Source organism: Antarcticirhabdus aurantiaca (assembly GCF_009765365.1).
In the GTDB taxonomy this organism is placed as follows: domain Bacteria; phylum Pseudomonadota; class Alphaproteobacteria; order Rhizobiales; family Rhizobiaceae; genus Antarcticirhabdus; species Antarcticirhabdus aurantiaca.
On sequence record NZ_VTOM01000001.1, the window covers coordinates 218,528 to 231,654 of the forward strand.

Below are 13,127 nucleotides of genomic sequence, written 5' to 3' on the forward strand. Positions count from 1 at the left end.
CCCTCAATCCGCGGCGTCGAGCCTGAACTCCAGGTAGAGGCTGCGCTGGAGGAAGGAGTTGTTGTCGTCCGAGACGAGAGCGAGGCGGGTCGTGCCGTCCGGCGCCTCGAAGAGGTCGATACCCTCCATGTTGTCGATCTCGCAGGACAGGTCGGCCTCGGCGATCACCGGGCCGTCGGCGAGCGCGCCCGCCCGCAGTTCCGCCGCCGGAATGCGCCGGATGCGCGTGCCGATGCGGCCGAAGAGGCCGGTATATTGCCGCTCCAGGAGGAGAAGGTCGCCGCTGGGCAGAAAGACACCGTCGGTCGCGTCCCAGTCCTGCCCGCGCTTCACCGTGAAGACGCCGTTGGCGGCGGGGTTCGCCGCGCCGAAGCGGCCGGCAAAGAGGTTGCCCTCCGCGTCGATCGACTTCTCCGCCACCGCGACGCCGCCCCAGTCCGGCCGGGGCGAGAGCGCGATCGTCTCGATGCCGCCATTGGCGCGCAGCTCCTCGCGCGGGATCGGCAGAGGGCGCAACGTCGGCACGGCTCCGATGGGGTCGTCGCGATCGAAGGCGAGGATGCGCGCCTCGCGCTCGAAGCCGACGAGAACCGAGCGCTCGCCGATCGCCAGCGCCTCGGCGTCGGTCGCGATCTTGCCGGTGACGATCCGGCCGTCGACGTCGCGCATGCCCGTCGTTTCGGCATCCTCGATCCCGATCGGGCGGTCGTCCCCGTCGCGGGCGATGCGGCCGGTGAACCAGTAACCGGTGTCGGTGACGGCGAGGAACTGCGATCCCGCGTCGAGGAAGCGGAAGGAGGACACGCCCGACACGCCGGAGTAAGCGAAGCCGCCGACGAACCGGAGGCCGCCGACGAGATCACGCAAGTCGGCCCCGCAGAAGCGGTGGATCGGCGCGACGGATACCTCGACGGGCTCGGCCGGAGCCGGAGAGGGGGCGACGGAGGCGAAGGCGAGGGTGAGAAGGGCGAGGAGGCCGACCGCGCCGTGGCGCTGCCGTCTCGGCCTCAACGGCGCCCTCCGGCGGCACGGCGGCTGCGCCGGCCGGCGGGGATCATCCCCTCGTCCTCGAACAGCGCGGCGAGCTGCTCGGTCATGGCGCCGGCCAGCTCCTCGGCATCCACCAGCGTCACCGCGCGGCGGTAGTAGCGCGTGACGTCGTGGCCGATGCCGATGGCCAGCAGTTCCACCGGCGAGCGGGTCTCGATTTCCTCGATCACCCAGCGCAGATGGCGCTCCAGGTAGTTGCCGGGGTTCACCGAGAGCGTCGAATCGTCGACCGGCGCGCCGTCCGAGATCATCATCAGGATGCGCCGCTGCTCGGGCCGGGCGATCAGCCGCCCATGCGCCCAGAGCAGCGCCTCACCGTCGATGTTTTCCTTGAGGAGCCCTTCGCGCATCATCAGGCCGAGATTGCGCCGGGCCCGCCGCCAAGGCGCGTCGGCGCTCTTGTAGATGATGTGGCGAAGGTCGTTGAGGCGGCCGGGCTTCGGGGGCTTGCCGGCCTTCAGCCAGGCCTCGCGCGACTGCCCGCCCTTCCAGGCGCGCGTCGTGAAGCCGAGCACCTCGACCTTGACGCCGCAGCGCTCCAGCGTGCGCGCCAGGATGTCGGCGCAGGTTGCCGCCACCGTGATCGGGCGCCCGCGCATCGAGCCGGAATTGTCGATGAGGAGCGTGACGATCGTGTCGCGGAAGGAGGTGTCGCGCTCCATCTTGAAGGAGAGCGGCGAGAGCGGGTCGGTGACGAGGCGGGTGAGCCGCGCCGTATCGAGGTAGCCTTCTTCGAGATCGAAGTCCCAGGACCGGTTCTGCTGCGCCATCAGGCGGCGCTGCAGACGGTTGGCGAGGCGGCCGACGACCCCGCCGAGCGTCGCGAGCTGCTTGTCGAGAAAGGCGCGCAGGCGATCGAGCTCCGCCTCGTCGCAGAGATCCTCGGCACCGATCGTCTCGTCGAAGGCGCGGGTGAAGACCGCGTATTCGTGGTCCGGCGCGTCGCGCAGCGGCGACTCGGGCGGGCGGCGGGACTCGCCCGGCGTCTCGGAGTCCTGGCTGTCGTCGTCGACGGGGTCGTCGGCCGTGACTTCCGAGGTTTCGGCCTCGGCGGCCTCCTGGTTCTCGCCCTCGCTCTCGCCTTCTTCCGGCTGGGCGTCCTCGGCGCCGCTCTCCTTTTCCGAGGTGCCCTCGTCGGAGTCGCGCGTCTGGTTGTCGCCCGCTTCCTGATCGTTCTCCTCGTCGGAGGCCTCGCTCTCCTGGCCGAGCTCCTCGGCCATCTCCAGCGACACGAGCATGTCGCGCATGGCCCGGGCGAAGGCGGCCTGGTTCTCGACCTGGCCGGCGAGCTTGTCGAGAGTGCCGCCCGCCTTGGCCTCGACGTGCTCGCGCCAGACGTCGACGAGGGCCTGGGCGCTCTTCGGTGTCGGGCGGCCGGTCAGGCGCTCGCGCACCATGAGGGCGATGGCGTCCTCGATCGGCGCCTCCGCCTTGTCGGTGACGTCGGCGAGGTTCGAGCGGAAGTACTTGTCCTCGATCATCGAGGCGAGGTTGTCGCCGACACCGGCCATGGCATTGGCGCCGATCGCCTCGACCCTCGCCTGCTCCACGGCATCGTAGACGGCGCGCGCGCCCTTGCCGTCCGGCGACAGGCTGGCGTGGAGGCCGGCATCGTGGCGCGCGCGGCGCAGGGCCATGGCGTCGGAAATGCCGCGCACCACGGACACGTCGTTCTTCGTGGCGCGCTTGGGCAGTTCCGGCAGGCGGGCGCGTTTTCCCGCGAGGCCCGGCCGGTCGGCGGCGAAGGTCACCTCCAGCTCGGACTCGCCCGCGATCGCCCGAAGGCAGCCCGCCACGGCGCGGCGGAACGGCTCGCGGTCCGCGCCCGCCTTCGGGGTCTTGGCTCTCGAATTGTCGCCGCTGCCCGCCGCCACGCTCAGTTCTCCTCAGGCCCGTCCGTCGTCGCTTCCGGCAGTTCGCCCACCGCCACGTCGCGCATCGCCGGCGGCGCCGCGCCGGCCGGGACGGGCTTCAGGACGATCGCTGTGATGCCCTGGTGCATGCCGGCATATTCGGTGGTGAAGAGGCCGTCGAGCACGAAGCGGTCGCCCTCGTGCTCGACGCCCTCGCGGGCCGAGACCTGCACCGTGCCGGTGTTGTCGGGCGAGCCCGCCTCGTAGATCACGAGAAGGCCGGAGCCGTCGTCGTAGGCCGCGAGCCCCGCCCGCCCCAGCCCGTCGTCCTCCTTCGCCGCCACCGTCACGTCGAGGCCGAAGACGTTGCCGTCGGCGTTCGCCTCGACGAAGTCGGCGAAGCGCCCGAAGGTCTCGTTCGTCAGCTCGCCGGTGATCCGCGGCGTGTCCGCCGCGTCCTGCGCGCGGGCCGGCGCGGGAAGGGCCGCGACGAGGCCGAGAAGCGCGGCGGAGGCGAGGTTGGTTCGACGGGTCATGCCTGGAGGTCCTTGTCCGATCGTGTCCCTTCGATCTAGTCGAGAACCACGTTGGCGGCCGATTCCGGCAGTTCCTGGCCGAAGGCGCGCTGGTAGAACTCGGCGACGAGCGGGCGCTCCAGATCGTCGCACTTGTTGAGGAAGGTCAGGCGGAAGGCGAAGCCGACATCGCCGAAGATCTCGGCGTTCTCGGCCCAGGTGATGACGGTGCGCGGGCTCATCACGGTCGACAGGTCGCCGTTGATGAAGGCCGAGCGCGTCATGTCGGCGAGGCGCACCATGCGCCCGACCGTCACGCGGCCTTCCTTGGTGTCGTAGCTCTTGGCCTTGGCGAGGACGATGCCGACCTCGTTGTCGTGCGGCAGGTAGTTCAACGTCGTGACGATGGACCAGCGGTCCATCTGCGCCTGATTGATCTGCTGCGTGCCGTGGTAGAGGCCCGTCGTGTCGCCGAGTCCGACCGTGTTGGCGGTGGCGAAGAGGCGGAAGGCGGGGTGCGGACGCACGACGCGGCTCTGGTCGAGCAGCGTCAGGCGGCCGGAGGACTCCAGGACGCGCTGGATCACGAACATCACGTCCGGGCGGCCGGCATCGTACTCGTCGAAGACGAGCGCGACGTTGTGCTGGTAGGCCCAGGGCAGGATGCCGTCGCGGAACTCCGTGACCTGCATGCCGTCGCGCACCGTGATCGCGTCCTTGCCGACGAGGTCGAGCCGCGACACGTGGCTGTCGAGGTTGACGCGCACGCAGGGCCAGTTGAGCCGTGCCGCGACCTGTTCGATGTGGGTGGACTTGCCCGTGCCGTGATAGCCGGAAACCATCACCCGCCGGTTCTTGGCGAAGCCCGCGAGGATGGCGAGGGTCGTCGTCCTGTCGAACAGGTAGTCCGGGTCGATCTCGGGCACGTGCGGGTCGGGCCTGGAATAGGCGGGGATCCGCAGGTTGCTGTCGAAACCGAAGGTTTCGCGGACGGAGACCGTGGCGTCCGGCAGAGGGGCCACTTCCAGTTCCGCTGCGCTCATCATTCCTCCAAGGGCCGCCGAAGCACGTCGCTCCGGCCTGGCGCCCGCCTCATGGTTCAAGAACGGCCGTCCGCCGGCATCGGCCGGGAACGGGCGCGCAAGCGCCGGCTCGCGCCGCTTGTCCGCACAATGTCCGGACAGCACGGATCGCGCCGCATCGCAAGAGCTGTCTTCCGCTTAGCAAAAGCCGGACTGCTTCAAAAGCTTGTAGGCCTGGATGACGTCGCGCAAGCGGTCCTCGGTGCTGCGGTCGCCCCCGTTGGCGTCGGGATGCAGCTGCTTCACCAAGCTCTTATAGCGCGTGCGGATCGCCTCGCCAGTCGAGGCTTCCGCCAGATCCAGCGTTTCGAAGGCCTTCGCCTCGAGCGAGCGCACGCGCTTGGGGCGCGCCTCGGGGCGCGGGCCTTCGGCCTCGTCGGCGCCGAACAGATTGAAGGGATCGCGCGAGCGCGGGTTCCAGCGCTTGCGCCCGCCGCCCGCCGCCCCCTTCGCGCCCGCCGCCTTGGCGCCGGCCTGGCCCATGGTCCAGGTCGGCCGGTGGCCGGTCAGCGAGTCCTTCAGATAGGCCTGGATGTCCTTGTCGTTCAGGCCCGAGAAGTAATTGTAGGATTTGTTGTACTGGCGGACGTGATCCACGCAGAAGTTGAGATACTGCCCCTCGTGGTCGCGGCCGAGGGGAGCCCTGTACAGGCCCTTTTCCTCGCACCCTTCCCAGGCGCAGATCGGCGCGCGCGGCTCGGCCGGCCGCCCGGCGCGGGATCCCTTGATGCGGATCCCGTCGAAGAATTTTGAATCGAGCTTCATCCCGGCGGATTATGGGGTTCGGGGAAAAGGCGAACAAGAATTGACAGAACGCAAAATCAGTCCCCACGTCAGCTTCGGCGATCCCGAGCGCGGCCCATCCGCGAAGGGGCGCCGTTGATGACGGCAGACAGGGGCGGAACGATGACGGGAACCACCAAGGCACGCATCGAGGCGAAGCTGGCCGAGGCCCTTTCGCCGCAGAGCCTCGCGGTCCTCGACGAGAGCCATCTTCATGCGGGGCACCACCATTCGGGCAGCGACCATCACGACGCGTTCGACGGTTCCGGCGAGACCCATTTCCGGGTGCGCGTCGTGTCCGACGCCTTTGCCGGGCAGAGCCGCCTCGCGCGCCATCGGCTCGTCAACGAGGCGCTGAAGGACGAGCTCGCCGGCGGCGTCCACGCGCTCGCCATCGAGGCCTCGGCGCCGGGCGAGCCGACGCGGCGATAAAACACCGGTCGGGGGAAGAGAATTTTCGCGGCCTTATTGCGGCCGGGCCCGCCTGCTTTCACATTCGTGAGGGTTAACGAAAGGTGAAGGCCGGCCGTGATGGGGGTGGAAACGGAACGGCGCCGCCGGCCGAGCGCGAGCCTCGTCCTCGCCAAGCTCCTGCTTCTCGCCCTTTGCGCCCTCGCGCTGACCTATGCCTGGGCGAACGACGTCGCCAAGCGCTACGGCGCGACGCGCGAAACGACGATCGCCCGCGTCCACGCCAACAAGCTGGTGGTGCGCCTGCCGGCCGACCGCGCGGCACCGTGGAACGCCTCCACCGAAGAGGTGATGTACGTTTCCTACGACGACGTGCCGCAGGTGATGCGCGAGGCGATCCTCGCCAGCGAGGACGCCTGGTTCGAGGTCCATCCCGGCTTCAACCCGGTGGCGCTCGGCAAGGCGCTCGTCAGCCAGTTCTCGGCCGATCCGCGCGGCGGCTCGACCATCACCCAGCAGCTCGCCAAGCAGCTCTACACCGGCAGCCGGCGCGACTACGCCCGCAAGCTCGACGAACTGGCCATCGCGATCTGGCTGGAGATGACCTTCTCCAAGCGCGAGCTCCTCGAATTCTACGTGAACACCCCCTTCATGGGGAACGGCACGAAGGGCATCGAGGCGGCCGCGCGCTACTATTTCGACTATTCCTTCAAGAAGGTCGGCTGGCAGGCAACGCGGCTGACGCCGGACATGGCGGCGAGCCTCGCCGTCACCATCAAGAACCCGACCCACGGCAACCCGACCGAGCCCGGCAACCTGCGCGAGGCGCGCCGCCTCCTCCTGTCGATGGGCATCGAGCCGACGGTGCTGAGCGCGAGCGCGGTGACGGGCGAGGGGCTGCCGCGGCGCTTCGCCGCGCCGGCCTTTCGCGACGGCGGGCGGCTCGCAGACCAGTTCGCGCCGATGCGCGACCTCGCCGTGGCGCGGCTCGGCGCCGCCTTGGGGAACGACGCCCGCGACCTCGACGTCACCACCTTCTATTCGTCCGAGATCCAGCTCTATCTCGAGCGCGCCGTCGCGACCTATAGCGGGCGTCTGGAGGCGGCGGGCTACGACCGCCTGACCGCCGCCGTCGTCGACAACCGGACGGGCGGCGTGAAGGCGATCCTCGCCCCGCCGGCGGCGCGGATCTATCCCGGCTCCGCGATGAAGCCGTTCCTGGCGCTCTGCCCGATCGTCGAATGGGGCTGGAGCGGGCGCACCCCCGTCGAGGACGAGCCGGTGGGAACGCCGCCGGTCGCCAACCACGACAAGCGCTATCTCGGCCGCATCCCGCTCGTCGAAGCCATGGCCAAGAGCCGCAACCCGCCCTTCGTGACGCTGCTCGACCGCTTCGGCGCGGCGTGCGCCGACGCCGTCCTGGCGCGGATGGACACCGAACTGCGGCTCAAGGGCGACACCAAGCGCGCCATGGCGCTCGGCGCCGAGCCGGTCGACCTCATGGCGCTCCTCGACGCCTATGTCACGCTGGCGAGCTGCGGGCGCGTGTCGAACGGACCGCTGCTCGTCGAGGAAGCGCGCGACCGGCGCACGCAGGCCGTGCTCTTTGCGGAGACGGCCGAGCCGATGCCGGCCGACCCCGAACTCCTCGACGGCTTCGACCGGCTTCACGCGATCCTGGCCGAGGTGACGGGACCGGGCGGAACCGCGGACGGCAGTCGCTTCGTGCGGGAGGTGGCGGCCAAGACGGGCACCGCCGACGACAACCGCCAGATCACGCTCGTCACCTTCACGCCGGCCTATACGGTTCTGGTGTCGGCCGGCGCGAGCGATCCGCGACGGATCCGAACGAGGCTGTCCTCCCACGCCCTCGTGCCGCTGGTGCGCAACCTCAACGCCAACATCCACCCCGACGGCTTCAAGGCGAGCCTCGGCTGCGCCGCCCCGCGCGTGGTCGCTGAGGGTGGCGGAAGCCGGACCGGACGCGCCGCGCGATGATCGCGCCGCCCGGCCCGCCGAGGTCGGATCGGGTCAGGCGTGGATGAACCGCTCGAAGAAGGCGCTGAAGTCGCGCGTCGGGTGCGAAACCTCGCGCGTCGCGTCGAGCAGCAGCCGGAACTGACGGGCGAGGGCGTCTTCGCCGTTCAGGGCGTTGATCTTGAACGCCGCGGCCACCGCGGACAGGCAGGGCTGGACGTTGGACAGGGCGACGTAATCCCGCTCCTGCTGACGGCCGATCGCGATCAGCGCCTTGTAGATGTCCTTCAAGGCTTCCAGGAAGTCCTTGCGGACGTCGATGCTGAAAACGACGTCCTCGATGCGGAACTTCAGCTCGACGTCGCGGTCCACCGTTCCCGCCGTCTCGATGAGGACGTTGCTCACGCGGTGGCTCGCGAACTCGTAGCGCTTGATCGAGCGCTTGGAGGAGACCGCCGACTCGCCGTCGACGTGGATCAGCGCGAGGTTGGTGAAGCAGTACTCGTCCTTCTTCGACTTGATGAGGAAATAGATCTTCTCGCCTTCCTCGTGGAAGAGGTAGTCGTCGGCGTCGACCTGCGCATAGGCCGAGGGCGGCACGATCACGCCGATGTCGCTGAGCCCCAGGGCTTCCGAGGCGATTCTCTTGAACATGCGCATTCCTCCCTGCGAAAGGGCGGCGGTGCCCTTGCCGGTGCAAGGTCCGCGCGGCCCGACCCGCACTGAAGGTGCCACAGGCCGCAGAGGGAGGTAAGCGGCAAACGACGGGGGCGGCGCTACCGGCGCCCGTTCTCGTCCGGCTGCGTTTCAAGGATCATGTCGCCGCGCTCCGGCTCGGCGTCCGCCAGCGGCACCCCGGCCGGCGTCACGTCGGCCTCGCCCGCCTCGTGCCAGCCCTCGTCGAAGCTCTCGTAGAGGTCCTGGGGCGCAGGCTCGCGCATCTCGTCCTGGACCACGGCCGCCGCGGTCTTCTTCGGAGGCACGACGACGCTCGCGTCGCGGATGCGCAGGCGGGCGATGCGATTGCGCTCGCGCTTGAGCACCGTGAAGCGCTTGGCGAAGAAGGTGAAGGCCTGCCGCTCCTCGGGGATCGACTGCGTCTCGTGGATCACGAGGCCGGCGATGGTGACGGCCTCCTCGTCCGGCAGGCTCCAGCCGAGCGCGCGGTTGAGGTCGCGGATCGGGACCGAGCCGTCGACGATCACCGAGCCGTCGGCTTCCTGCGTCACGCCCTGGATGTCGAGGTCGTGCTCGTCGGCGATGTTGCCGACGATCTCCTCCAGAATGTCTTCGAGCGTGATCAGCCCTTCGACCTCGCCGTACTCGTCGACGACGAGCGCGAGCGGCGTGCGGCGGCGCAGGAAGGCGTTGAGCTGGTCCTGCAGCGTCGTGGTTTCCGGCACGAACCAGGGCCGCGAGGCGATGGCCCGCACGTCGACGCGGGACGGGTCGTCGCCGGCCTCATGGAGGGCGCGCAGCAGGTCCTTGGCATGGACGACGCCGACGATGTTGTCCGGCTCGCCGCGCCAGAGCGGCATGCGCGAGTGGGGGCTGTCGAGCACCTGGCGCACGATCTCGGCGGGCGCCTCGTCGGCGTTCAGCTGGCGCATGGCGGTGCGGTGGACCATCACGTCCGAGACTTCCAGCTCGTGCAGGTCGAGAAGGCCGCCGAGCTGCTTGGCGTCGGCCTCGACGAGGGCGCCCTCGCGGTGGAGCACCTCCATCGCGCCGCGCAGCTCGTCGCGGGCTGTGAGGAGCGCTTCCGCCTCGCGGCGCTGGCCGAACACGCGCAGGAGGCCGCGCACGAACCAGTCGACCGCGTCGGCCGCCGGGCCGAACAGAAGCGCGACGGCGCGCGCGAAGCCGGACAGGCGCTCGGCCGCGCGGTCAGGCCGGGCGAGCGCCAGGGAGCGCGGCAGGACCTCGCAGAAGACGACGATGGCGAGCGTCGCGAGGAGCCCGGCGCCGGCAAGGCCGGGAACGCCGTAGAGTTCGTAGCCCCCTTGCGCCGCGAGCACGACGGCGAGGCCGCAGGCGAGGTTGTTGGCGAGGAGGAGGGCGCCGATGATGCGGTCGCGATCGTCGAGAAGCCGCGCGGCGCGGGCGGCGCGGCGCTCGCCGGCAAGGTCGGCGGCGGCGAGCCGCGCCTTCGACGCGGTGCTCATCGCGCTCTCGGCGGCCGAGAGAACGGCGGCGAAGAGGAGAAGAACGAGAACCGCGCCGGCGACGAGCCAGAGCTCGAGGGTCAACCCGCCAGCTCCTCGGCGAGGAACTCGTCGATCTGCGCCGCGTCGACGTCCGCCGCGATAAAGGAGCGGCCGATGCCGCGCGTCAGGATAAAGGTCAGGCGGCCGCGCTTGACCTTCTTGTCCTGCGCGATGCCGGCCATCAGGACCTCGCGCGCGATGGCGGCGCCGGGCACCTCGGACAGGCGCGTCGGCAGGCCCGCAGCCTTCAGATGCGCTTCGACGCGGGTCGCGTCCTGGCCGGGACAAAGGCCGAGCCTCGCCGAGAAGCGGTGCGCCTGGGCCATGCCGATCGACACCGCCTCGCCGTGGACGAGGCGGGCGGGATCGAAGGCGACCGCCGCCTCGATCGCGTGGCCGAAGGTGTGGCCGAGGTTGAGAAGGGCCCGCTCGCCGGCCTCGCGCTCGTCCGCGATCACGACGGCGGCCTTGGCCTCGCAGCTCGCCGCGATCGCCTCGGCGCGCTCAGGCCCGCCCGCGAAGATCGGCGCGCGCTTCCATTCCAACCAGTCGAAGAATTCCGGCCGGTCGATGAGGCCGTACTTCACGACCTCGGCGTAGCCGGCCGCGAACTCGCGCGGCACGAGCGTGTCGAGGACGCTCGTGTCGGCCAGAACGAGGTCGGGCTGGTGGAAGGCCCCGACGAGGTTCTTGCCGCGGGGCGAGTTGATGCCGGTCTTGCCGCCGACAGACGAATCGACCTGCGCGAGCAGCGTCGTCGGCATCTGGACGAAGCGCATGCCGCGCCGCACGATCGCGGCGGCAAAGCCCGCGAGGTCGCCGACGACGCCGCCGCCGAAGGCGAGAACCGCGTCGCCCCGCTCGAAGCGTCCGGCAAGGATGGCGTCGACCACGTGCTCCAGCTGGCGGAAGGACTTGGACGTCTCGCCGGGCGGCACGGTGACGACGGCGTGAGCGATGCCGGCGGCGTCGAGGGAGGCGGTCAGCCGGTCGAGGTGGAGGGCTGCGACCGTTTCGTCGGTGACGATCGCCAGCCGCGCATCCGGCAGGCGCTCGGCGAGGATCGACCCTGCCGCGTCGACGAGGCCGGCTCCGATCAGGATGTCGTAGGCGCGGCCGGGCAGGTCGACGCGCACGCGGCGCGGGGGGCGCGCTTGGCCGGGATCGATGTCGCTCATCGGATCATCCTTTCGCGTCGAGATGGCGGACGAGCGCCGACACGATCTCGGTCGCGACCGTTTCGCGGCGCACGTTGCGCGAATCGATGGTGATGTCGGCGAGCGCGTAGACGGGATAGCGCGTCTCGATCAGCCCGGCCATGACGGCGCGCGGATTGGGGGCCTTGAGAAGCGGGCGGTCGCCGCGCCGGCCGACGCGCTCCATCAAGGTGTCGAGGTCGGCGCGCAGCCAGACGGTGATCGAGCGGTCCTTCAGGGCGTCCCGGATCGCCGGCGTCATGAAGGCGCCGCCACCGGTCGCGAGCACCCGCCGGCCTTCCGCCGCGAGGCGGGTGACGACGCGGCTTTCCAGTGCCCGGAACTCCGGCTCGCCATAGGCCTCGAAGAGCTCGGCGATGCTCATGCGCGAGGCCGCCTCGATCTCGTTGTCCGAGTCCACGAAGGGCAGGTCGAGGATCTGCGCCAGGCGCCGGCCGACGGTGGTCTTGCCCGAGCCCATCAGGCCCACGAGCACGACGGAACGCTCGCCGAGCCGCTCGGCGATGGCGCGCGCGTCGATCGCGTCTGGCTCGGCCGTCAGGGTCATGCGGGGCGCGGAGGCCTTTCGTCGATGTCGTGTCACGTGACGATTGGCAAACAGAAAAACGCGAATGCGGTCAAGGGCCGCCGGCGCCTCGCCGCATCGCGGCAAAAACCCTTTCTTTGCACTTCCGATCGTCTAAGAGACGGAGCCGGGGGACCTCAGAACGACGGACATATGCCGCGATGCCGACATTGACGCGTCTTCTTCTGATCGTCGCGGCGATCGGCCTGGCGATCTACGCCGCGATGGCCGCCCTGGTCTACCTGGTCCAGCCGGTGCCCCAGCCGATGGAGCTCGACGTGCCGTTGCCCCAGCTTCGCGAGACGCAGGCACCCGTGGCGCCGTCGGCGGCGCCGGCGCCGGGAACCAGTCCGTGAGCCGCGCCGCGCCGGCGGGAGCCGAGGGCGTGCGCCTGCGCGGGCGCGACGGCCGGCTCGTGGAAAGCTTCTGCGAGATGATGGCGGTGGAGCGCGGCGCCTCGGTCAACACCACCGATGCCTATCGGCGCGACCTCGACGATGCCGGCGCCTTCCTGGCCGGGGAGGGCACGTCGCTGACCGAGGCGACGACGGATTCGCTGCGCGCCTACGTCGCCGATCTCGCCCGGCGCGGCTTCGCCCCGTCCTCGCAGGCGCGGCGCCTGTCCTCGCTGCGCCAGTTCTTCGGCTTCCTCTACGCCGAGAACGAGCGCGGCGACGATCCGACCGGCCCCCTGGAGGGCGCGCGCAAGACCGCGCCCCTGCCCAAGATCCTGTCGGAGGACGAGGTCGAGCGCCTGCTCGCCCGTGCCGAGGACGAGGCGGACGCGGCCGAGGACGGCTCGGGCGCGGCGCTGAGGGCCAAGCGCCTCCTGGCGCTGGTGGAGCTCCTCTATGCCACGGGCATGCGCGTGTCCGAGCTCGTCTCGCTGCCGCGCTCGGTGCTCCGGGCGCGCGGGCGCGTCATCGCCGTCACCGGCAAGGGCAACAAGGAGCGGATGGTGCCGGTCGGCGAGCGGGCGCGCGACGCGCTCGCCCGCTTCGGCGAGGCGCTGCGGATCGGCGGCGGGCCGGCGGCTGCGGCGGACGAGCGCCAGCGCTGGCTCTTTCCCGCCCTGTCGGAGAGCGGGCACCTGACGCGCCAGGCTTTCGCGCGTGACCTGAAGGCCCTGGCGAGCCGGGCGGCGATCGCGCCCGCGCGCGTTTCGCCCCACGTCCTTCGTCACGCCTTCGCCAGCCATCTCCTCCAGAACGGCGCGGATCTGCGCGCCGTTCAGGAGCTGCTCGGCCATTCCGACATCTCGACCACGCAGATCTACACCCACGTCCTCGAGGCGCGGCTCATCCAGCTCGTCGCCGACCACCACCCCTTGTCCGAGGAAGCGCAGCAGCACGCCGGCAAAGCTTGACAAGCCGGGCGGCGATGCCCAGGTTCCGCCCGCCTTCGAGGGGGCGCCTTCCTCCTGCCTTCTCGCGTCGCGCCGCGCTTCTCGCCGGCCGGGGCGCTTCA

General features: G+C 70.5%; 13 protein-coding genes. 4 read left to right on the plus strand and 9 right to left on the minus strand.

The annotated features are described in order from the left end of the window. Nucleotides 1-3: 3 nt before the first annotated feature. The 5 genes from FZN60_RS01100 to FZN60_RS01120 form a co-directional block, all read right to left on the minus strand. The gene (locus tag FZN60_RS01100) at nucleotides 4-1,011 is read right to left on the minus strand and encodes an esterase-like activity of phytase family protein (RefSeq protein ID WP_158870172.1); all 1,008 of its coding nucleotides are present in this window, start codon (nucleotides 1,009-1,011) and stop codon (nucleotides 4-6) included. Then, a complete protein-coding gene (gene cobT, locus FZN60_RS01105) occupies nucleotides 1,008-2,924 on the minus strand; it encodes a cobaltochelatase subunit CobT (RefSeq protein ID WP_158870174.1) in 1,917 nt (638 codons plus the stop codon). The genes FZN60_RS01100 and cobT overlap by 4 nt, the downstream gene beginning before the upstream one ends. A 2-nt stretch (nucleotides 2,925-2,926) precedes the next feature. After that, on the minus strand, nucleotides 2,927-3,439 hold the full coding sequence (locus FZN60_RS01110) for a hypothetical protein (protein ID WP_158870175.1): 513 nt from the start codon (nucleotides 3,437-3,439) through the stop codon (nucleotides 2,927-2,929). A 35-nt stretch (nucleotides 3,440-3,474) separates the two neighbouring features. Further along, complete coding sequence (gene cobS / locus FZN60_RS01115; RefSeq protein WP_158870177.1) at nucleotides 3,475-4,461, minus strand: cobaltochelatase subunit CobS; 987 nt, start codon at nucleotides 4,459-4,461, stop codon at nucleotides 3,475-3,477. 177 nt (nucleotides 4,462-4,638) lie between these two features. Then, on the minus strand, nucleotides 4,639-5,265 hold the full coding sequence (locus tag FZN60_RS01120) for a J domain-containing protein (protein ID WP_158870179.1): 627 nt from the start codon (nucleotides 5,263-5,265) through the stop codon (nucleotides 4,639-4,641). Between the two features lie 117 nt (nucleotides 5,266-5,382). Here FZN60_RS01120 and FZN60_RS01125 point away from each other — a divergent pair, with 117 nt between their 5' ends. Continuing rightward, nucleotides 5,383-5,715 carry a BolA family protein gene (locus FZN60_RS01125; RefSeq protein ID WP_246726512.1) on the plus strand — a complete coding sequence of 111 codons (333 nt, stop codon included), beginning with the start codon at nucleotides 5,383-5,385 and terminating at the stop codon, nucleotides 5,713-5,715. 99 nt (nucleotides 5,716-5,814) lie between these two features. After that, a complete protein-coding gene (locus FZN60_RS01130; RefSeq protein WP_158870181.1) occupies nucleotides 5,815-7,692 on the plus strand; it encodes a transglycosylase domain-containing protein in 1,878 nt (625 codons plus the stop codon). Between the two features lie 33 nt (nucleotides 7,693-7,725). On the opposite strand, the gene FZN60_RS01135 is transcribed toward FZN60_RS01130, so the two are convergent. The 4 genes from FZN60_RS01135 to FZN60_RS01150 form a co-directional block, all read right to left on the minus strand. After that, nucleotides 7,726-8,325, minus strand: a complete 600-nt coding sequence (locus FZN60_RS01135; protein ID WP_158870183.1) for a PH domain-containing protein — start codon at nucleotides 8,323-8,325, stop codon at nucleotides 7,726-7,728. A 122-nt stretch (nucleotides 8,326-8,447) separates the two neighbouring features. Beyond that, nucleotides 8,448-9,920: an HlyC/CorC family transporter gene (locus FZN60_RS01140; RefSeq protein ID WP_158870185.1), complete on the minus strand. Its 1,473-nt coding sequence runs from the start codon at nucleotides 9,918-9,920 to the stop codon at nucleotides 8,448-8,450. Beyond that, nucleotides 9,917-11,056, minus strand: coding sequence for a 3-dehydroquinate synthase (gene aroB / locus FZN60_RS01145; RefSeq protein ID WP_158870187.1), 1,140 nt, complete (start codon nucleotides 11,054-11,056; stop codon nucleotides 9,917-9,919). Before aroB ends, FZN60_RS01140 begins: the two co-directional genes overlap by 4 nt. A gap of 4 nt (nucleotides 11,057-11,060) precedes the next feature. Continuing rightward, on the minus strand, nucleotides 11,061-11,642 hold the full coding sequence (locus tag FZN60_RS01150; RefSeq protein WP_158870189.1) for a shikimate kinase: 582 nt from the start codon (nucleotides 11,640-11,642) through the stop codon (nucleotides 11,061-11,063). Between the two features lie 188 nt (nucleotides 11,643-11,830). Here FZN60_RS01150 and FZN60_RS28550 point away from each other — a divergent pair, with 188 nt between their 5' ends. Together FZN60_RS28550 and FZN60_RS01160 are read left to right on the plus strand one after the other, a co-directional pair. Continuing rightward, nucleotides 11,831-12,016 (plus strand): hypothetical protein, encoded by a 186-nt coding sequence (locus tag FZN60_RS28550; RefSeq protein ID WP_199266450.1) that lies wholly within the window; start codon nucleotides 11,831-11,833, stop codon nucleotides 12,014-12,016. Between the two features lie 35 nt (nucleotides 12,017-12,051). Then, entirely contained in the window at nucleotides 12,052-13,026 is a 975-nt protein-coding gene (locus FZN60_RS01160; protein WP_255475866.1) for a site-specific tyrosine recombinase XerD, read from the plus strand. The last annotated feature ends 101 nt before the right edge of the window (nucleotides 13,027-13,127 follow it).

Bases quoted from the DNA above. Each gene is read 5' to 3' on its own strand.
- FZN60_RS01120 (WP_158870179.1), bottom strand. From the start codon at position 5,265: ATGAAGCTCGATTCAAAATTCTTCGACGGGATCCGCATCAAGGGATCC.
- FZN60_RS01135 (WP_158870183.1), bottom strand. From the start codon at position 8,325: ATGTTCAAGAGAATCGCCTCGGAAGCCCTGGGGCTCAGCGACATCGGC.
- FZN60_RS01125 (WP_246726512.1), top strand. From the start codon at position 5,383: ATGACGGCAGACAGGGGCGGAACGATGACGGGAACCACCAAGGCACGC.
- aroB (WP_158870187.1), bottom strand. From the start codon at position 11,056: ATGAGCGACATCGATCCCGGCCAAGCGCGCCCCCCGCGCCGCGTGCGC.
- FZN60_RS01150 (WP_158870189.1), bottom strand. From the start codon at position 11,642: ATGACCCTGACGGCCGAGCCAGACGCGATCGACGCGCGCGCCATCGCC.
- cobS (WP_158870177.1), bottom strand. From the start codon at position 4,461: ATGAGCGCAGCGGAACTGGAAGTGGCCCCTCTGCCGGACGCCACGGTC.
- FZN60_RS01110 (WP_158870175.1), bottom strand. From the start codon at position 3,439: ATGACCCGTCGAACCAACCTCGCCTCCGCCGCGCTTCTCGGCCTCGTC.
- FZN60_RS01130 (WP_158870181.1), top strand. From the start codon at position 5,815: ATGGGGGTGGAAACGGAACGGCGCCGCCGGCCGAGCGCGAGCCTCGTC.